General features: G+C 62.5%; 19 protein-coding genes. 10 read left to right on the plus strand and 9 right to left on the minus strand.

Annotated elements, in window-relative coordinates; all coding sequences use genetic code 11:
- Nucleotides 1-76 precede the first annotated feature (76 nt).
- From AC2VNO_RS02540 to AC2VNO_RS02570, 7 genes are all read right to left on the minus strand, one after another.
- Nucleotides 77-838 (minus strand): ABC transporter permease, encoded by a 762-nt coding sequence (locus tag AC2VNO_RS02540; RefSeq protein WP_486932663.1) that lies wholly within the window; start codon nt 836-838, stop codon nt 77-79.
- The gene (locus AC2VNO_RS02545) at nt 835-1,809 is read right to left on the minus strand and encodes an ABC transporter ATP-binding protein (protein ID WP_486932702.1); all 975 of its coding nucleotides are present in this window, start codon (nt 1,807-1,809) and stop codon (nt 835-837) included. The genes AC2VNO_RS02540 and AC2VNO_RS02545 overlap by 4 nt, the downstream gene beginning before the upstream one ends.
- A gap of 137 nt (nt 1,810-1,946) precedes the next feature.
- Entirely contained in the window at nt 1,947-2,225 is a 279-nt protein-coding gene (locus tag AC2VNO_RS02550; RefSeq protein WP_228577441.1) for a peptidylprolyl isomerase, read from the minus strand.
- A gap of 104 nt (nt 2,226-2,329) precedes the next feature.
- The gene (locus tag AC2VNO_RS02555; protein WP_486932664.1) at nt 2,330-2,617 is read right to left on the minus strand and encodes a DUF1330 domain-containing protein; all 288 of its coding nucleotides are present in this window, start codon (nt 2,615-2,617) and stop codon (nt 2,330-2,332) included.
- Between the two features lie 45 nt (nt 2,618-2,662).
- Nucleotides 2,663-2,983, minus strand: a complete 321-nt coding sequence (locus tag AC2VNO_RS02560) for a hypothetical protein (RefSeq protein ID WP_486932665.1) — start codon at nt 2,981-2,983, stop codon at nt 2,663-2,665.
- A gap of 1 nt (nt 2,984) precedes the next feature.
- Nucleotides 2,985-3,875 (minus strand): SDR family NAD(P)-dependent oxidoreductase, encoded by an 891-nt coding sequence (locus tag AC2VNO_RS02565; RefSeq protein ID WP_486932666.1) that lies wholly within the window; start codon nt 3,873-3,875, stop codon nt 2,985-2,987.
- On the minus strand, nt 3,872-4,504 hold the full coding sequence (locus AC2VNO_RS02570; RefSeq protein ID WP_486932667.1) for a glutathione S-transferase family protein: 633 nt from the start codon (nt 4,502-4,504) through the stop codon (nt 3,872-3,874). Before AC2VNO_RS02570 ends, AC2VNO_RS02565 begins: the two co-directional genes overlap by 4 nt.
- 280 nt (nt 4,505-4,784) lie before the next feature.
- On the opposite strand from AC2VNO_RS02570, the gene AC2VNO_RS02575 reads away from it, so the two are divergent.
- From AC2VNO_RS02575 to AC2VNO_RS02585, 3 genes are all read left to right on the plus strand, one after another.
- A complete protein-coding gene (locus AC2VNO_RS02575) occupies nt 4,785-5,315 on the plus strand; it encodes a hypothetical protein (protein WP_486932668.1) in 531 nt (176 codons plus the stop codon).
- Nucleotides 5,287-6,498 carry a methyltransferase gene (locus tag AC2VNO_RS02580; RefSeq protein WP_486932669.1) on the plus strand — a complete coding sequence of 404 codons (1,212 nt, stop codon included), beginning with the start codon at nt 5,287-5,289 and terminating at the stop codon, nt 6,496-6,498. Before AC2VNO_RS02575 ends, AC2VNO_RS02580 begins: the two co-directional genes overlap by 29 nt.
- 75 nt (nt 6,499-6,573) lie before the next feature.
- A complete protein-coding gene (locus tag AC2VNO_RS02585) occupies nt 6,574-8,241 on the plus strand; it encodes a sensor domain-containing diguanylate cyclase (protein ID WP_486932670.1) in 1,668 nt (555 codons plus the stop codon).
- On the opposite strand, the gene AC2VNO_RS02590 is transcribed toward AC2VNO_RS02585, so the two are convergent.
- A complete protein-coding gene (locus tag AC2VNO_RS02590) occupies nt 8,236-9,201 on the minus strand; it encodes a zinc-binding metallopeptidase family protein (protein ID WP_486932671.1) in 966 nt (321 codons plus the stop codon). The two genes, AC2VNO_RS02585 and AC2VNO_RS02590, sit on opposite strands and share 6 nt — an antisense overlap.
- Before the next feature lie 345 nt (nt 9,202-9,546).
- Between AC2VNO_RS02590 and AC2VNO_RS02595 the strand changes: the two genes are divergently transcribed.
- From AC2VNO_RS02595 to AC2VNO_RS02605, 3 genes are read left to right on the plus strand one after another with little or no spacing between them, the layout of a single operon-like run.
- On the plus strand, nt 9,547-10,503 hold the full coding sequence (locus AC2VNO_RS02595) for a M28 family peptidase (protein WP_486932672.1): 957 nt from the start codon (nt 9,547-9,549) through the stop codon (nt 10,501-10,503).
- Between the two features lie 25 nt (nt 10,504-10,528).
- Entirely contained in the window at nt 10,529-11,068 is a 540-nt protein-coding gene (locus AC2VNO_RS02600; protein WP_486932673.1) for a PH domain-containing protein, read from the plus strand.
- Nucleotides 11,065-12,600 carry a PH domain-containing protein gene (locus AC2VNO_RS02605; RefSeq protein WP_486932674.1) on the plus strand — a complete coding sequence of 512 codons (1,536 nt, stop codon included), beginning with the start codon at nt 11,065-11,067 and terminating at the stop codon, nt 12,598-12,600. The genes AC2VNO_RS02600 and AC2VNO_RS02605 overlap by 4 nt, the downstream gene beginning before the upstream one ends.
- Here the strand turns inward: AC2VNO_RS02605 and AC2VNO_RS02610 are convergent.
- Nucleotides 12,588-12,992 carry a glutaredoxin family protein gene (locus AC2VNO_RS02610; protein ID WP_486932675.1) on the minus strand — a complete coding sequence of 135 codons (405 nt, stop codon included), beginning with the start codon at nt 12,990-12,992 and terminating at the stop codon, nt 12,588-12,590. The genes AC2VNO_RS02605 and AC2VNO_RS02610 overlap by 13 nt on opposite strands.
- Nucleotides 12,993-13,144: 152 nt before the next feature.
- Between AC2VNO_RS02610 and AC2VNO_RS02615 the strand changes: the two genes are divergently transcribed.
- The 4 genes from AC2VNO_RS02615 (at nt 13,145) to AC2VNO_RS02630 (ending at nt 17,006) form a co-directional block, all read left to right on the plus strand.
- Complete coding sequence (locus tag AC2VNO_RS02615; RefSeq protein ID WP_486932676.1) at nt 13,145-13,498, plus strand: hypothetical protein; 354 nt, start codon at nt 13,145-13,147, stop codon at nt 13,496-13,498.
- A gap of 35 nt (nt 13,499-13,533) precedes the next feature.
- Nucleotides 13,534-14,640: a heparan-alpha-glucosaminide N-acetyltransferase domain-containing protein gene (locus AC2VNO_RS02620; protein ID WP_486932677.1), complete on the plus strand. Its 1,107-nt coding sequence runs from the start codon at nt 13,534-13,536 to the stop codon at nt 14,638-14,640.
- Nucleotides 14,637-15,725 (plus strand): serine hydrolase, encoded by a 1,089-nt coding sequence (locus AC2VNO_RS02625; protein ID WP_486932678.1) that lies wholly within the window; start codon nt 14,637-14,639, stop codon nt 15,723-15,725. The genes AC2VNO_RS02620 and AC2VNO_RS02625 overlap by 4 nt, the downstream gene beginning before the upstream one ends.
- Before the next feature lie 210 nt (nt 15,726-15,935).
- Nucleotides 15,936-17,006: a TRAP transporter substrate-binding protein gene (locus tag AC2VNO_RS02630; RefSeq protein ID WP_486932679.1), complete on the plus strand. Its 1,071-nt coding sequence runs from the start codon at nt 15,936-15,938 to the stop codon at nt 17,004-17,006.
- Nucleotides 17,007-17,057: the final 51 nt, after the last annotated feature.

The raw sequence follows: 17,057 nt of genomic DNA on the forward strand, positions 1-17,057 counted from the left end.
GTCGCAACTGTGCCGTGGCGCTAATACTGCAACTGGCCCGACTGATACTACTTTTCATCTCGGGCTGAGACTTCGCTCAGGGCTTGAGCCGATAACCGGTGCGGAAAATTTTGTTGATCACCGCCAGCGCGAGGCCGAGGAAAAGTACGATGGTGGCAAGGCTGGCCCAGATACTGACGTCGCCGGTACCGTAGAAGCTCCAACGAAAACCGCTGACGAGATAGACCACTGGGTTGAGCAGCGTGACGGCCTGCCAGAAGGGCGGCAGCATGTCGATGGAGTAGAAGGTACCGCCGAGAAAGGTCAGCGGCGTCACGATCAGCAGCGGTACCAGCTGCAGCTTCTCGAAGCCGTCGGCCCATATGCCGATGATGAACCCGAGCAGGCTGAAGGTCACGGCGGTGAGCATCAGAAACAGCAGCATCATCAAGGGGTACTGGATGGTAAAGGGTACGAACAGTCGTGCCGTAGCCAGTACGATCAAGCCCAGGATGATCGACTTGGTAGCCGCTGCGCCGACATAGCCGAGCACGATCTCGAAATAAGATATCGGTGCCGAGAGAATCTCGTAGATGGCTCCCGAAAAGCGTGGGAAGAAGATACCGAACGAGGCGGTCGACACGCTCTGAGTCAAGAGCATCAGCATGATCAGCCCGGGTACGATGAAGGCGCCGTAGCTCACGCCGTCCACTTCGCTGATGCGCGAGCCGATGGCGGCGCCGAACACCACGAAATAGAGAGAAGTGGAGACTACCGGCGAGACGATGCTCTGCAGAACGGTGCGCAGGCTGCGGGACATTTCGGCCAGATAGATGGTTTTCACCGATTGCAGGTTCATGCGCTCTCCCTGACCAGGTTGACGAAGATCTCCTCTAGCGAGCTCTGGCGCGTATGCAGATCCTTGACCCTGATTCCCGTGGCTTCGAGATCCGCCAGCAGCCCGGCGATGCCGGTCCCTTCGTCCTGGCGGGTGACGTCGTAGGTATAGACCAGTGCATGCCCCTCCTCTCCCAGAACGAGATCGTGGCCCGCCAGTGCGGTGGGAACGCTTTCAAGAGGGGTATCGAGGTGCAGGGTCAGCTCCTTGCGTCCGAGTTGCTGCATCAGGGTGGCCTTGTCTTCTACCAGCACCAATTCGCCGCGGCGAATCACGCCGATACGGTCGGCCATCTCCTCGGCTTCTTCGATGTAGTGGGTGGTGAGAATGATGGTCACCCCCTGGTCGCGCAGGCCACGCACCACTTCCCACATCTCGCGTCGCAGCTCCACGTCGACCCCCGCCGTGGGTTCGTCGAGAAACAGTACCTGGGGCTGGTGCGACAGTGCCTTGGCAATCAGCACCCGCCGCTTCATGCCGCCGGAAAGCTCCAGCAGCCTGTTGTTGCGCTTTTCCCATAGGGTCAGCGCACGCAGCACGTTCTCGATATGGGCGGGGTCGCTGGGCTTGCCGAACAGGCCGCGGCTGAAGCTGACCGTGTCCCATACCGTGGTGAATGCCTCGTTGGTCAGCTCCTGGGGAACCAGACCGATACGCTCACGGGCTTCACGATAGGCGCTGACGTTGTCGAATCCGTCGACCCTGACATGGCCGGACGTGGCATTGACCAGCCCGCATATCACGCTGATCAGCGTAGTCTTGCCGGCGCCGTTGGGGCCCAACAGGGCGAAGATCTCCCCGCGGCGAATGGTCAGGTTCACCTCCTTGAGCGCCTGAAAGCCGCCGCCATAGGTCTTGGAGAGCCCTTCGACCTGGATGATCGGCGCGCCGGCCTCGCCGCCGCTACCTGAGGCGCTGCCGTGTTCGGCCATGGTGAGAGGCAAGGGGGGGATTGAAAGGGTCATGCAGCGTCCTTCTTGGCAAGCATGCGTAACGAAAAAGCCGCCGTGGCAGGCACGAGCGGCTTATCCTGCCGGGCGACGATGCGCTGACGCCCGGTCGGCTGGCCTCAGCTGCGGCTGGTGATTTCCAGCAGGTGATAGCCGAACTGTGTCTTCACCGGGCCATGGACCTTGTTCAGCTCGCCCGAGAACACCACTTCGTCGAACTCACGCACCATTTGACCGGGGCCGAAGCTGCCCAGGTCGCCGCCCTGGCGGCTGGACGGGCAAGAAGAGTGCTCGCGTGCCACTTCGGCAAAGTCGCGGCCGCCCTCGATCTCGGCCTTGAGGGCCTCACACTTCTCTTCGCTGCTTACCAGAATATGCCGCGCAGTTGCCTTGGCCATGTCGTGCTCCTTTCATGATGGTGGGCGTAATGTCGTACCGGCGAGTACGGCATCGTTCGCCGATAAAACGCGAATCATACCATGTGGCTCGCCTGTGCCGAAGGCTAGGCCTGGTAGGCGGCAAGGTCGACCTGGGCTGCCGAGTCGCGCAGCGGTACCAGGGCCTGGTACTCGGGCGAGGCGTGCCACTGCTCCGCGGCTGCCCGGTCGGGAAACTTGATCACCACGATGTTGGGATGGCCCGGCTCGCCTGCCAGCATGTCCGTGCGTTGTCCACGCAACACCACTTCGCCGCCCCATGGCGCGAGAGTATCGGGCACGCGTTCGACGTACTCCATCCAGCGCTCGGGGTCGTGCACGGTCACTTGACCGATGACATAGGCACTGCACATGCGTCTGCACCTCCTGTTTCATCCACCCTGTTCGATCGATTCGTTTCAACCACCCACGCCAAACCTTAGCCGCAGGTTCTGCAGGCCGTCGAGTTCCAGGCGTACCTCGTCGGAGAATACCGGGTGGCCGTGAAGACGAACGGTGACGGTGGCATCGGCACCGCGGTAGCCGACCTCGGCGCGAATGGTGGCCTGGGTGCTCAGCGGTGCCAGCGGGGCGTACTCGATGCGCTGTACTTCCACTGCGGAGAGACCGCGTGCCTCCAGCTGCTGGTCGATGGCCTGTCTGACGACATGGCCGTAATAAAGATAGAGGCCGCCATAGGCCATGGCGGCGATGAATAGCAGCGAGATGATTCGACTCAAGTCAGTCTCCTTTACGTTCGTCGCGTGTCGATGCCAGCAGAACCCGGTCCATGCCGCGTGTGGTGAGCAGGCGTTTGAGGAAGCCGAACAGGTGAGTGGGCAAGGTGACATGATAGCGTGCCTTCGGGCGACGGCTCTCCAGCGCGTGGATCAGCTTGTCGACCACGGCGTCCGGGCCAAGGGTGAAGGCGCCGCCGGAGGAATCGCCCTGGCCTGCCAGTCGCGCCTCGACCGTACGGTAAATGGAGCGATGATAGCTGCTCTCGGTATCGATGTGCTCGCGAAAGGCACGGTAGGCGTTTTCACGGAAGCGGCTGGCGATCGGGCCGGGTTCGATCAGGCTGACGTGGATGCCGCTGCCGTGCAGTTCCTGGCGCAGCGTATCGGTGAGCCCTTCCAGAGCGAACTTGGAGCACACGTAGGCGCCGCGATACGGCAGGGCAGCGAAACCGAGCACCGAGCTGTTCTGCACGATGCGCCCGAAGCCCTGTTCGCGCATGATGGGAATGATGCGCGTCGTGAGTTCGTGGGTACCGAACAGGTTGACTTCCAACTGGGCGCGCAGTGCTGTGCGGGTCAAGTCCTCCACGGCGCCGGGTTGGCCATAGGCGGCGTTGTTGAACAGTGCATCCAGACGGCCGCCGGTGTGATCCAGCAGCCGAGTCACACAGGCGTCGATGGAGGCGCTCGAGGTCAGCTCCAGCGGCAGCGGCACGAGCCCCACCTCATGCAGGCGGGCCAGGTCCTCCTCACGGCGTGCGGTGGCAAACACTTGCCAGCCCCGCTGGGCCAGGGCGAGGGCGGCGGCATGACCGATCCCGCTGGAGCATCCCGTCACCAGCACGCTGCGTGTTGCCGCCCCCTGGGGGCTCGTCCTGTCTTGCTGACTCATGGAAGAGGAATCTCGTTGACCTTCTTCGGTACGTGGTAGCCGCGCTGCACTGCTGGGCGCCCGGCAATCTCGAGATACCAGCGCCTCACGTGGGGGTAGTCTGCCAGCTCGATGCGCTGCCACTCGTAGCGTGACACCCAGGGCCAGCAAGCCATGTCGGCAATGGTGTATTCGGCGCCGGCCAGGTAGGCATTGTCGGCCAGGCGGGCGTCCAGCACACGGTAGAGGCGTTCGGCCTCGGCATGAAAGCGCTGTTCGGCATAGGGCGCCTGACCGGCGTTGAACCTCAGAAAATGGTGGGCCTGGCCAAGAATGGGGCCTAGCCCGCCCATCTGCCACATCAGCCATTCCAGGGTGCGGTAGCGCTGTTCCGGGTCACTGGGGAGAAAACGACCTGCTTTCTCGGCCAGGTAGATCAGAATCGCCCCCGACTCCATCAGGACGGTGTCGGTCTCGTCGTCACGTATGGCGGGAATCTTGTTGTTGGGGCTTATCTCGAGGAAGGCAGGCTCGAACTGCTCCCCCTGGGTGATATCCACGCTGTGGACACGGTAGGGAAGGCCGAGCTCCTCCAGCAGGATGGAGACTTTACGGCCGTTGGGGGTCGTCCAGGTCCAGAAGTCGATCATGGTGTTCTCCATTCACCTGAGAAACAGGCCGGATGTTCGGGCGTTGGGCTGACCATACCACTACGTCGCTTGCCGGGGTAACGCTCGGCTACATGCCTGGCTCGACGGTTCCGTGCGTCGCCAAGCCAGCTATGCTGAGGTAGCCCGCTGGAATTCCTGCGAGCCGTTGGCATGGTCTGCCCGTGCCCGGAGAGATGGATGCGCGGGGCTTGTCAGCCAGCCGGGGTGCCGGGAGAATGAGCCGGCTGCCAAAGTGCCGAAGCCACGGCAAGGGGGAACAATGCGCAGGAAAGTGACGCTGCCGTTCTGGCGATGGCCATTGGCTCTGCTGGCCCTGTCCGGTCTGGCGCATGGCCAGGAGCCAGCGGAGATGGTGGGCAACATGATTGGCGTGCTCGATGGCCAGGACCAGGAGTGGTTCATCCTGAGCCAGGGTGCCGACTCCAACGCCACCTTTACTGTAGCGGGCGACCGGACCGTGATCGACCTTGTCGGTTTCATCGAACCGGATAGCTGGCGAGTCCGCGACTCCCTCTCTCTCAGCATTACCCTCATTGAGGGAGAGGTCGTCGATTTCGACCTGCTGCACCCCATCGGAGCCAGTGCCATGCCGCCCGTCTTCACCTCTGACGAGGCCGATGTTTCCCTCGTGCTGGACACTTTCGAAGTGACAGGGGGCAAGGCCCATGTGGCGGGCAGGGTAGAGGGCACTTTGGCCCTGCAGCAGGCGCTAGGTGAGGAGGCAACGTTGGAAGAGGGCATCCGGATAGCGGTGGAGTTCGATGCCGAAGCATCCCGCATCGAATATTGATACGCGCTTCGAACGCCTTACCGCCCTGCTGGCCGAATGGCAGCCTGTCTGGCGTTCCTCTCCGTTCATTCATCGGCGAGCGCCCCTGAACGCTGTCTCTTCCGAATTGACCGATACGCTGCTCGGGCTGAGCGAAGCGCAGTTGGAGAGCCTGCAGAGCAACCCCTGGCAAGACTCGCCCCTTACCGGTTGGCTGCCGGTAGCCGAGCTTGCCGAGCTGGTGTCGCTGCCGACCCTGCCGCTAGAGCCCGTTGCGCTGCCGCCGGCGTGGGCTCAACATGTGGGCGGTCGCAAGTGGCAGCAGATCGAGGCCTTCGTGCGGCATCTGAAGGTGACGCCGCGGGAGACACTGCTGGAGTGGTGTGCCGGTAAGGGGCATCTGTCACGAGCCCTTGCGCGCTGGCATGGCCGCGAGGTTACCGCCTTGGAGTGGCAGGCCGTCCTGTGCCAGGAAGGAGAGCACTTGGCCACGGTGCAGCAGGCCCCGGTGAGGCTGCATCAGCAGGACGTACTGGCCCCGAACGTGGGCCGCTTTCTTACAGCGCAGTCTCACGTCGTAGCACTGCATGCCTGTGGTGACCTTCATCTGAGTCTGATCGAGCAGGCCGTGGCATCGGGCAGCAGCGTCTCCCTGGCGCCATGTTGCTATCACCGCACCGAGGCGGCCGACTATCGGCCCGTGTCGCAGTGCGGCCGTGCGCTTTGCCGCAGCCACGCTTTCTCGCTCGTTCGCAGCGACCTGACGCTGGCGGTTCAGGAGACGGTAACGGCGCCACGGGGAGTGCGGCGCCGACGCGAGCAGGCCAACGCCTGGCGGCTGGGCTTCGATGAGCTCCAGCGCGAACTGAGGGGTGTCGACAGCTACCTCCCCGTTCCCAGCCTGGCTTATGGGCAGCTGCCCGAGCGCTTTTCGGATTTCTGTACCTGGGCGGCCCGCAAGAAGGGGCTGGACTTGCCGTCATCGCTCGATTACGCCCGCCATGAAGCCGCAGGCTGGCACAGGCTGTGGGAAGTTGAGCGTCTGGAGCTGGTTCGCCATCTGTTTCGTCGCCCGCTGGAGATATGGCTGGCGCTGGATCGCGCGAAGCGCTTGCAGGAGGCCGGCTTCAGCGTGGAAATCGGCACCTTCTGTGACCATCAATTGACCCCGCGCAATCTGTTCATCCACGCCAGGAAGTCATAATCTCGTCGTAGTAGGCGGACTAAGGATCTCAGCTTAGGCTGAAGCTGCCGATATGTTGGTACGACCATTATTATAATGGCGCCTGCTCGTGTTCGGGCCAAGGCGTCGATACGCAAGGGCTCACCTTTGACCAGTGACGATCACGCTTCCTTCTATGAGCAGCTGTTCAATACCAATCCGGCCGTCAAGTTGCTGATCGATCCCAGCGATGGGCGCATTGCCGATGCCAATGCCGCTGCCGTGGCTTTCTACGGCTATCCCGCCGAAGTACTCAAGCAGCTGAAGATCACCGACATCAACTGCCTCGAGCCCGAAGCGGTAGTTGCCAGCATGGCCAAGGCAGAGGCCTGCCAGCAGCTCTTCTTCGAATTCCGCCATCGCCTTGCCAGCGGCGAGATTCGCGATGTTCACGTCTACTCCGGGCCGGTGATGCTGGATGGACATGAGTTTCTCAGCTCAATCATCATCGATGTCACCGACGAGAAGCGATATCGCGCCCAGCTTGAAACCTACAACGGCCTGTTTCACAACCTCCCCGTCGGGGTTTACCGCAATAGCGCGGAGCCAGGCGGGCGTTTCACGGCACTCAACCCCGCCATGGTGAGAATCTTCGAGGCCGAGTCGCGAGAGGCCCTGTTCGAGGTGAAGCCCTCCTCGCTGTATGACTCCGCCGATGAGCTCAAGGCGCTTCTCACGGATCTGGAGCGAGACGGCGTTGTGACTCGGCGTCCATTACGTCTGCGTACCATGAGGGGAGCGCTGATACATGCGGAGGTGACATCACTGCGCCAAGTCGCTGCCGATGGCACCGTCGAATTCAGCGGCATCATCGAGGACGTGACGGCTCGCCATGCAGCCCAAATGAATCAGGACAGGTTGACCCACCTGCTGGATGCCTCGCCCGATATCGTCGCCATTGCCGATGATCAGCGCCGTGTGGTCTATCTCAACAAGGCGGGTCGCGACCTGCTGGGGGTGCTGCCCGAGAACATGCTGGATGCACTGGCCTGTGCGCACCCACCCCAGGTACGTCGGTTGATCGAGGAGGAGGGTATACCCTGTGCGGTTGAGCAAGGGTACTGGTATGCGGAAACAAGCGTGCTGGGGCGTAACGGTGAAATTCCCGTCTCGCAGTTGATCGTGGCGCGTCGAACCGAGAGTGGAGAAGTCGACAGCATTGCCACCATCATGCGCGATATCAGCGAGGCCAAGCGGCACCAGGCGGAGCTTGAATATCATGCCGGCCACGACCCTCTCACCGGAGCGGTAAATCGCAACCGCTTTCTCGACCTGTTGGCCAATGAGCGAAAAAGAGCCCGCCGTAACGGTCAGCCCCTTAGCCTGATCATGTTCGATCTCGACCACTTCAAGCAGATCAACGATACCTTTGGTCACAGCGTCGGGGATATGGTGCTGGGCAAGCTGGTACAAACGAGCCGTCAACAGCTGCGGGAGATCGATGTGCTGGCGCGCTGGGGCGGTGAGGAGTTCATGCTGCTGTTGCCCGGCACGCCGCTGGAGGGCGCAGCCAAACTGGCGGAGAGGCTGAGACTAGCCATCGCCCAGGCGGCTTTCACGCCCGCCGGCATGATCACGAGCAGCTTTGGCGTTGCCGAGCTGGGGCGCGACGAATCCGAAGCGCAGTGTTACAAGCGCCTCGACGCAGCGCTCTACCGCGCCAAGGCCGGCGGGCGCAACCGGGTTTGCGTGGCCGAGAGCGATGCCGGCGCTATCGGCTCATAGGCCCTGGGCTCCTCGACGCAGCCAGTCGTGCACGAAGGTCAGCTTGCGCAGTGCCACCTCGGAAAGTACGAAGGGATAAAGGTCCGAGTACCCCATTGAGCGATTGATGTGGTTGACCCCCATGGCAAGCACCGCTGCGACATGGATCAAACGCTCGGCATCCGCTTCCATATAGGGATCCCAGCCATCGTGCGGCACCTCACGCGAGGTCAGGCCGGCGGCAACGAAGCTATCGGTGATATCGGTCAGATGGAGCAAATGGGCGGATGTTTCTGCCCAGTCCTCGTGGGGGTGGGCGGAGGCATAGGTGGTAATGAAATGCGAACGCCAGTCGGAAGGGGGGCCTTCGCGATAATGCTGCTGCAAGGCATCGGGATAATCCTCACGTTCATCGCCGAACATGGCCCTGAAGGCATCCAGAAAATCCTCTCTTTGGCTGAGTCTCCACCAGAGCATGTGCGAAATTTCGTGGCGCATGTGGCCGATCATCGTGCGATATGGCTCTTCGAGCGCCTCACGCCGGGTGGTACTCAGCACCGGATCCGCTTCCGCCACGCTGATGGTCACCACACCCCCCGCATGCCCCATGGCGACGGGCGTCGGCCCTTCAGCCAGCATGTTGAAGGTCGGTGGGGCGCCGGGGTCTTCCGGTCTAAACCAGTTCCATCGGCCAAGGTTGTCGATCACCCAGCGCTTGGCAGCTTCAGTCTTGGCCCAGTGGGGGATGGCATTGGCAATGCTGGGATCCGGTGCGAGTGCCGTCATGGCACAGGAACGGCAGAAGGCGCCCGGTTCGGGGGCGATCCAGTTGCAGCTGATGACATCTCGATTGATGCAGTAAGGTGACGTGGCCAGAAAAGCCCTGGCCTGCGGGTCATAGGCAACAGGCGTGCCGTTGGCAGTGGCAAGATTGTCGAACCAGAGCGAGCCAGGACCGACCGGATTGGCAAAAACACGCATGACAGTGGCTCCTTGGCGACACCAGAGCGCAGCGCCCGGGGTACGACGGCAGCTGAATGCTGACGTTCCTCTCGTCACTGTAGCAGCATGAGTCCAGTTACCCAGGGTGGCCCAAAAAGAAAACACAAGCGGGTTCCCTTTGCCTGCCGGCAGGGTATCGCCCTTTTCACCGACGGGGGGTAGACCTATCTTGAGCAGGTCAGAGATGATTCCAGGGAAGGGGAGAACCAGCATGAAAGACGGCAGCGAACATCATCGTCTCGTCCATCAGGGCGCCGGGCGTGACCTCACATGAGGCAAAAGCGAATATCGTTTATTACCGTGGTGGGTGTCCTCGGACTACTGATGACGATGTTGCTGGGAGGTGGGTACTGGTTGATGCTGCACATGCCCGGGGCCTCCTTTCGCGACGAGCCGTCTCCCCTGGGAGAGCAGGGCGAAATGCTCAGCGGACGGCTGCACCGACACGTGGCGGTCCTGGCCGACGACATCGGCGAACGCCATTACTGGCGGCCGGAAGCGCTGCACGCGGCGGGTGACTACATCGAACATGCCTTTCAGGAAGCGGGGCATCGGCCACGCCGTCATGACGTACCCACCGGCAACCGGGTCTTCCACAACATTGAAGTCGTTCTACCCGGTGGCCTCCTGGCCGACGAAGTGCTCGTGGTAGGCGCCCATTACGATACGGTGCGCGGCAGTCCGGGCGCCGACGACAACGCATCCGGCGTCGCCGTGTTGATCGAGCTGGCGCGTCAGTTGCGGGAGGTCGAGCTCGACCGAACCCTGCGCCTGGTGGCCTTCGTCAATGAGGAGGCGCCCTTCTTCGGCAGCCATGCCATGGGCAGCCTGCGCTATGCGCGGCAAGCCAAGGCCGAAGAGTGGAACATCGTCGGCATGATCTCGCTGGAGATGCTGGGCTACTACAGCGACGAGCCCGGGTCCCAGCACTATCCCTTTCCCCTCGATCTGTTCTATCCGGATACCGGGAATTTCCTCGCCTTCGTCAGCAATCTGGAGTCGCGTGGCTTGCTGCATCAGGCAATCGGCGCCTTTCGCCGCCATGCTGAAGTTCCCTCCGAAGGCATGGCAGCGCCCCCTCAACTGGGCGACATCAACCGCTCGGATCATTGGGCCTTCTGGGAAATGGGTTTTCACGCCATGATGCTTACGGACACGGCCAATTTCCGCAATCCTTACTACCATGGACCCGGCGACACTCCAGAGCGCCTCGACTATGTCACCATGGCCAGGCTGACCGAGGCCCTGGCGGCAATGCTCGAAAGCATGGCCCGGCACTAATTCGAGACACGACGAAGGAGCCCGAGTGTCGTTCACCAATGACTCGCTGGACCCTCAGCATCTGCCGGCCCTCGCGGATGCGCGACTCGTCCCCGTTTCTACTCGCCTGGCGCCTTGCCAGGCAGTGCTGCGCGCCTTGCATTGGCTGTTCCTCACGGCCTTGGCGGCCGCGTTACCCTTTCTGCACGAAGATTTCGCCGCCTGGCAGCCCTGGCCGGCTCTTGGCGTTGCCGCTCTGGGTACGATAGCCATTGTCCAGGGGTGGTGGGAGGCGCGGCGTCGGGCCTATGGCTTGCGTCAGCATGACGTAATCTATCGGCGCGGCCTGCTGGTTCAGCGCACCCAGGTGCTGCCATTGGCGCGTTTGCAGCATATCGAAACCTTGAGCAATCCCGTCGAACGTGCCTTCGGGTTGGTGCGCCTGGTTTGCTTCACGGCGGGTGGCAGGGGGGCGGACATGGTATTGGAGGGAATGACGGCCGCCCAGGCCGGTGCGATTCGTCAGCATCTCCTGGCCCATTTGGAGAATACCGCCTCCGAGCGGATAGAGTTGGACCTGCCATGAGCGAAGCATTGCGGCCAAGCAGGAAGGACGAACGAAAGCAGGCCGGGTGGCAGAGGCTTTCCCCCTGGGCGGTGCTCCTGCTGTTGCTCAGCGGTGGTGTCACTCTGGTACGCCAGCACTTGCCCCTGGTGCTCGGTGCCGGGGCGGGGCTGACGATGTTGGAGCGCCTGGGATTGCGGGAGCTGGCGCTGGGGGGCGCGACACTGATAACTCTGGCGGTGTTGTGTAGCCTGCTGTACTACCGTCGGTTTCGCTATCGCTGCGACGGTGATGTACTCATCGTGCAAAAAGGGCTGCTGGAGCATCGTGAGTTCAAGGTGGCGGCCCGCCACGTGCAGAGTATCGTTACCCATCAGCCGGTTTATATGCGTCCTTTCGGGCTGGTGCTATGGGAAGTGGAGACCCAGGCCGGCGAGGCCTCCCGCATTGCCTTGCCCGGTATTCGGCGTGAATGCGCCGAAGCCCTCGAGCGTGAGCTTCGCTCATCCTCAGATCTGGCTCCGTCGTTACAGGGGCCGCGCAGTGCCACACCGGCCGAGGACAGGGCTAGTGCGAGGCGCTCGGCGCCGCTTTTTTCTCTCAGCGGCAAGGCGATCGTACTTCACGGCCTGGCCAGCCGTTCGATCTTCGTCATTGCGGCCATGTTGTCGCCCTTGGTTCGGCCGCTGGAACGCTGGGTGCATGACGTTCTGCCCCAGTTCGACCTTGCTGCCTGGCAGCCGGCTTCACCCTGGGTAACCATCGCGCTAGGCATCCTGCTCGTGGTGGCTAGCTTGAGCGTGTTGGCCATTCTGGCCGCCTGGTGGCGCTTTCATGGCTACGAGTTGTTCGATGAGGGGGATCGCCAGGTACAGCGTAGCGGCTTGGTCCATCGTCAGGAGCAGACGCTGAGCCTGTCTCGCTTGCAGGTGGTGGAGTGGGTGCAGACGGGGCTCGGCCGGCTGCTTGGGCGAGGCTATCTGGTGTGTCATCAGTATGGTGCATCGGGCGGCGATGCCGCCGAGTCGCGTCGCTTCCTGGTGCCGGGGCTTACCCTGGAACAGTATGAATGGCTCACGGCGCGATTCTGGCCGGGCTACGCTGCGGGCCAATCGTTGCAGCGAGTGGATTCGAGCTATCGGCGCGTCCTGCTGCTGCGCCATGGGCTGATGTCTGCCGGGGCGGGCGTGCTAGTGGCAGTGCTGGCGCCTGGCCAGCTGTCGCCATTGGCTTGGGGTGGTCTGGCGGGGGGGCTCCTGCTCCTGTCCGCTGCGCTGGCCCAGTGGCGCTGGATGGCGACAGGCTGGGCCAAAGAGAATAGCTACCTGCGTATTCGCCGCGGGATCCTGGGGCAGCGCACCGGTGTCTTCCCTCTGCAGCACCTGATTTCGTTACGCGTTCAGCAGAGCTGGCTGCAACGCCGACGAGGCGTTGCCACGCTGCACCTCGAGCTGGCCAACGGTCGCCAGACCCTGCCGTATCTGAACGCGAAGGAGGCACACCGGCTGGCAGATGCGCTGTTGTTCAGCGCCGAAAACGCTCAGCTGGCCTGACCGACCTGGCCGAAATGACGATGCAGCCATGCGTTGATCGTATCGGACTCATACATCCACTCTTCACGTCCGTCTTCGTGCTTTATCAGCAGGCAGGGCACCTTTACTCGGCCGCCACCTTCTTCCAGTTCTCGACGGCGATCGGGGTCGAGCTGGGCGTCGCGAATCTCGATCTTCAGCCCCAGTCGAGCCATTTCCTTGCGCACTTTGATACAAAAAGGACAGGAGCGAAACTGGTAGAGCGCGAGCTTGCGGCAAGCTTCATCGACGCGTGCCTGCTCCTCGTCGCTGCGCTCGATGCTCTGTGGCGTCGAGAGTTTTTCGGCAACCAGCATGACCGGCGACAGCACCAGCCGAACGCCCCGAAAGAAATAGCGCAACACGATTCTCATGGTGACCCCAAGGGTGGATGAGTTTGCAGGGGCCTCATGATGCCGTGCCCGGCGCCGAGTTCCAAGGTGGAAAACATGCCGCCACCCCTTGGCTGGCGGCAGCAGTCGTTTTAGGTCAGGCTTATGAAACCGTAAAGTCGGTAGATATGGCGATGACAACGAAGCAGAAGCGAAACGGCATCATGGCGGGGCTGGCCTTGCTTGGGCTCGCGGCCTGTTCGGGCCAGGAAAATGACGTGCGTGACGTCACCTTGGCGGTGCTGGTCAATCAGGCCGAACAGCTCGACGGTTCCAGCGTGGCGACCCAGGGGGCGGTCAGGCACTTCGAGGACCCGCTGCATTACTGGATCGAGGATGAGGATCTCAACCGGGTTGAGATATTTCCCCACGCGATGATCGCGCCACACCTGGGTGAGACGGTGCGCGTCGTTGGCGACTTCGAGTACTCTCCCACCGAAGGGCGTCGCTTGACGCTCGCCAGCGTGGAGCCAGTCGTACGACCCTAGGCTTCGTCTGAATAGCGTAGAGCGAGGGAATCGCCATGATCAGGCTAAGCCAGACGCCCCAGCTGCCATCCCTGCCCGCCAGGGTGGACGCCATCGATCTCGCCCGCGGCATTGCCATCGCCCTGATGATCCTCAGTCATACCGTCAGTGGTCTGCTGGGCATTCGTCAGGTGCCCGAATGGGGCATGGTGCCGATCCATTTGATAACCAAGTTCTCCTCATCGCTGTTCATCCTCGTGTTCGGCATCGCCCTGGCGGTCGCTTTCCTGCCGAAGGTAGGGTCCGCCGACTGGCCGCAGCGAAGGCTGAAGCTGATGCTGCGCGGTCTGGAAGTGCTGTTCTGGTACAAGGCCCTGACCATCGTCGAGATGTTGCCGATGTTCACGACCCAGGACATCCTCGACGCGCTGCTTTACCAGCGCTTCGCCATCTGGGTCGAAATTCTCGGATTCTATGCGCTGGCGCTGCTGTGGATCCCTTGGGTGCTTCCGCTTTGGTGTCGCATGCCGCTCTGGTCGCGACTGCTGGCACCGGTCGCGGTCGGCGTACTGTCGGTGATGCTTGAACGCCATTTTCACTTCTGGGGCAGCGAGATCCTCAAGGCGCTGCTGGTGGAGGATGCGGACCATTACACCTGGGGGCAGCTGGCTCGGCTGCCGCTGGTGATGCTGGGCTTGCTGATCGGTGAAGCCACCCTGCGCTGGTATGGCGAGCCGCTCACGCAGCGCCGGTTGATCCTGGCCCTGGCCGGGATGGGCATGCTGTTCATGCTCGGTTTCGTGGCGCTCTCGCTGCCCGAACTCGATGCAGCAATGATGGCCGTGGCCTGGAACGTCGGCAAGCATCCGCCTGAAGTGCCCTTCATGGCGTTCAGCGTCGGCGGTGCGCTGATGATCCTTGCGCTCTGCCTGCTGGGGGGGCGTTCGGCTGCCACCTGGCTCAAGCCGCTTAGCGTAATCGGCACCGACGCTCTGCGTGCCTTCATTTTCCATATCGTGGCCATCTTTCTGGTGCTGCGCTTGCTGTGGGATGCCTGGCAGGTCTACAGCTATCCCCAGGTGCTGGGCATCGGCCTGGCCTTGATCCTTCTCACGGCAGGGTGGATCGCCTTTCTGCGTTGGTTCAGGGAGCACAGCAAATGATCTATCCATGGATTGCACGCACGCTGTTGCTGCTGGTCATGTTGCTGCCATCGATGGCCACGGCCCAGACGAGCTGGGCAGCTCAGGTGGAAGCGCGCCAGGACCCGCCCTGGGCCGAGCGCTTGAAGGCGAGGTTGGCGCTGCTCGACGCCGGTTTCAAGGGAGAAATCGGTGTGCATGTGCGCGAGCTTGGCAGCGGGGCGCGTTTCGGTTGGCGCGATGACGAATACTGGTATCTGGCCTCGCTGGTGAAGGTGCCCATCGCCATCGAGTTGCTGTCCAGGGTCGAGGCAGGGGAGATGGCACTCCAGGACCGCTTGACGCTGACGCGCAGCGATTACGTCGACGGGGCCGGCACCACCAACTGGGCGGCGCCGGGCAGCGGCTTGCCGCTCAGCCAGCTGCTGGAGTCGATGCTGACCGTCAGTGACAACACGGCCAGCGACATGCTGATTCGCCACTTGGGGCTCGAGAGCGTCAATCGTCGGGCGCGGCAGCTATCGCCAGCCGGCGGCTTGGGGCCGATCACGTCCCTGGTTGACGTGCGGCGTCACGCCTATGCCAACCTGCATCCCGATGCCTTCAGTCTGAGCGGCATGGATTTCATCGAGTTGCGTAAGCGTCGTGGCGATGGAGAGCGGGTGGCATGGCTCCGCGAGCGCCTCGAACTCGAACCGCAGGACCTGCTGCTGACCAGCGTCGACGACGCCTTTCACCACTATTACGCCACGGACCTCAACAGCGGCAGGCTGGACGCTTTCGCCGATGGCCTCGAGATGCTGGCCGAGGGCCAGGCACTGGGGGCGTGGGGCACCGGTGAGATGCTTGCGGTCATGGCGCGTACCAGCAGCGGCGAGCGGCGACTCAGGGCCGGCCTGGGGCGTGACATTCGCTTGGCTCACAAGACGGGCACCCAGCACCGGCAAGTCTGCGATGCCGGTATCGCCACGCATGGGCAGGGCGATGACGCCCGCCGTGTCGTGATAGTGGCGTGCGTACGCGGAGAACTCGACCTGGCGCGTAACGAGCAGATCTTGGCGGCGATAGGGCGTGCCGTGAGGGAGGCGGGAGTGTTCGGAGATTGAGATAGTCGCCCGAGTCGACGTAGCGAGGCGACTCATTACGACCATCGTCTAGGGTCTGGCGGCGGGTTCAGGATTGACTCTTTGTCGAGCTATGGCTAGCCTTCCTACATCGAATGTTACCGGTAACAACGGCCATTCGACTCGTGGCCAAGCGCCATCGGGGGAGACCCCAAACGTACCAACTCACAACGACAACCAATGGAGTCCGCCATGACCCTCTTTTGGCGAAGTACCCTCACGCTAGCCGGTGCAGCTACGCTTTCCCTGGGCATTGCCTACGCACAGAGCCCTGAACTTTCCGACCCGCCCGCCATCGAGGGCGAAGTGGTGGGGGACCACGGCAGCCATACCTTGCGCATGGGCATCGGCCTGGCCGAGAGTTCGCCGCAGTATCTTTCCGTGCAGTACTTCGCCGATATTCTCGACCAGCGCACCGAGGGGCGTATTTCCGTCAATGTCTTCCCCAACAGCCAGCTTGGGGATGACGTACAGATGATGGAGATGCTCCAGACCGGCTCCCTGGACATGAGCTATCCTTCGTCATCACCGGCCACGACCTATGTGCAGGAGCTTGCGGTATTCGACCTGCCGTTCCTGCTGCCGACCCGCGAAGCAGCCGTTGCCGTCATGCAGAGCGATACCGCACAGCGCATGCTCGATGGCTTCGAAGGTACCGGTCTCAAGGCGCTGACCTTCTCGGAAAACGGCTATCGCCAGCTTACCAACAGCGCCCGCGCGGTGGAGACACCGGAAGACGTGGCGGGGCTCGACGTACGTGGCCTGACCGTACGCACCATGGAAAACCCGGTCCACTTGTCGATCTGGGAAACTCTGGGCGCCAATCCCACGCCGATGGCCTTCGGCGAGCTGTTCTCGGCCATGGAGCAAGGCGTAGTCGATGGCCAGGAGAACCCCTGGAGCACCATCCTGACCTCCAACTTCCACGAGGTGCAGGACTACGGTTCCGAAACCCGCCACGTCTACACGCCATTTATCATGATGATGTCGGAGCGCACCTGGGACCGTCTGGCGCCGGAGTATCAGGAGCTGGTGCAGGAAGCGGCACGCCAGTCGGCCGAGTACGAGATCCAGCTTTCCACCGAGTACGACGACTGGGCACGCGACCAGCTCGAAGAGCGCGGCATGCAGATCACCCGCCTTGATGACGAACAGGTCGCCGCCTTCCAGGAAGCCGTGCAGCCGGTATACGAGCGGTGGGCGCCGCGTATCGGCGAGGATCTGATCGCCGAGATCCAGGCCATCGTCGAATCCATCGAGTAATCCTTCCATTCGCTGATTTGGCAGGGCAGGGGGAACCCCTTGCCCTGCTCG

The sequence above is a fragment of the Halomonas sp. TH-94 genome (assembly GCF_057473365.1).

Excerpts from the sequence above, each read along its gene's own strand:
- AC2VNO_RS02585 (WP_486932670.1), top strand. The coding sequence starts at position 6,574 with ATGGCGCCTGCTCGTGTTCGGGCCAAGGCGTCGATACGCAAGGGCTCA.
- AC2VNO_RS02630 (WP_486932679.1), top strand. The coding sequence starts at position 15,936 with ATGACCCTCTTTTGGCGAAGTACCCTCACGCTAGCCGGTGCAGCTACG.
- AC2VNO_RS02570 (WP_486932667.1), bottom strand. The coding sequence starts at position 4,504 with ATGATCGACTTCTGGACCTGGACGACCCCCAACGGCCGTAAAGTCTCC.
- AC2VNO_RS02615 (WP_486932676.1), top strand. The coding sequence starts at position 13,145 with ATGACAACGAAGCAGAAGCGAAACGGCATCATGGCGGGGCTGGCCTTG.
- AC2VNO_RS02610 (WP_486932675.1), bottom strand. The coding sequence starts at position 12,992 with ATGAGAATCGTGTTGCGCTATTTCTTTCGGGGCGTTCGGCTGGTGCTG.
- AC2VNO_RS02595 (WP_486932672.1), top strand. The coding sequence starts at position 9,547 with ATGACGATGTTGCTGGGAGGTGGGTACTGGTTGATGCTGCACATGCCC.
- AC2VNO_RS02575 (WP_486932668.1), top strand. The coding sequence starts at position 4,785 with ATGCGCAGGAAAGTGACGCTGCCGTTCTGGCGATGGCCATTGGCTCTG.
- AC2VNO_RS02625 (WP_486932678.1), top strand. The coding sequence starts at position 14,637 with ATGATCTATCCATGGATTGCACGCACGCTGTTGCTGCTGGTCATGTTG.
- AC2VNO_RS02620 (WP_486932677.1), top strand. The coding sequence starts at position 13,534 with ATGATCAGGCTAAGCCAGACGCCCCAGCTGCCATCCCTGCCCGCCAGG.
- AC2VNO_RS02555 (WP_486932664.1), bottom strand. The coding sequence starts at position 2,617 with ATGTGCAGTGCCTATGTCATCGGTCAAGTGACCGTGCACGACCCCGAG.
- AC2VNO_RS02590 (WP_486932671.1), bottom strand. The coding sequence starts at position 9,201 with ATGCGTGTTTTTGCCAATCCGGTCGGTCCTGGCTCGCTCTGGTTCGAC.
- AC2VNO_RS02605 (WP_486932674.1), top strand. The coding sequence starts at position 11,065 with ATGAGCGAAGCATTGCGGCCAAGCAGGAAGGACGAACGAAAGCAGGCC.
- AC2VNO_RS02540 (WP_486932663.1), bottom strand. The coding sequence starts at position 838 with ATGAACCTGCAATCGGTGAAAACCATCTATCTGGCCGAAATGTCCCGC.
- AC2VNO_RS02545 (WP_486932702.1), bottom strand. The coding sequence starts at position 1,809 with ATGGCCGAACACGGCAGCGCCTCAGGTAGCGGCGGCGAGGCCGGCGCG.
- AC2VNO_RS02565 (WP_486932666.1), bottom strand. The coding sequence starts at position 3,875 with ATGAGTCAGCAAGACAGGACGAGCCCCCAGGGGGCGGCAACACGCAGC.
- AC2VNO_RS02550 (WP_228577441.1), bottom strand. The coding sequence starts at position 2,225 with ATGGCCAAGGCAACTGCGCGGCATATTCTGGTAAGCAGCGAAGAGAAG.
- AC2VNO_RS02580 (WP_486932669.1), top strand. The coding sequence starts at position 5,287 with ATGCCGAAGCATCCCGCATCGAATATTGATACGCGCTTCGAACGCCTT.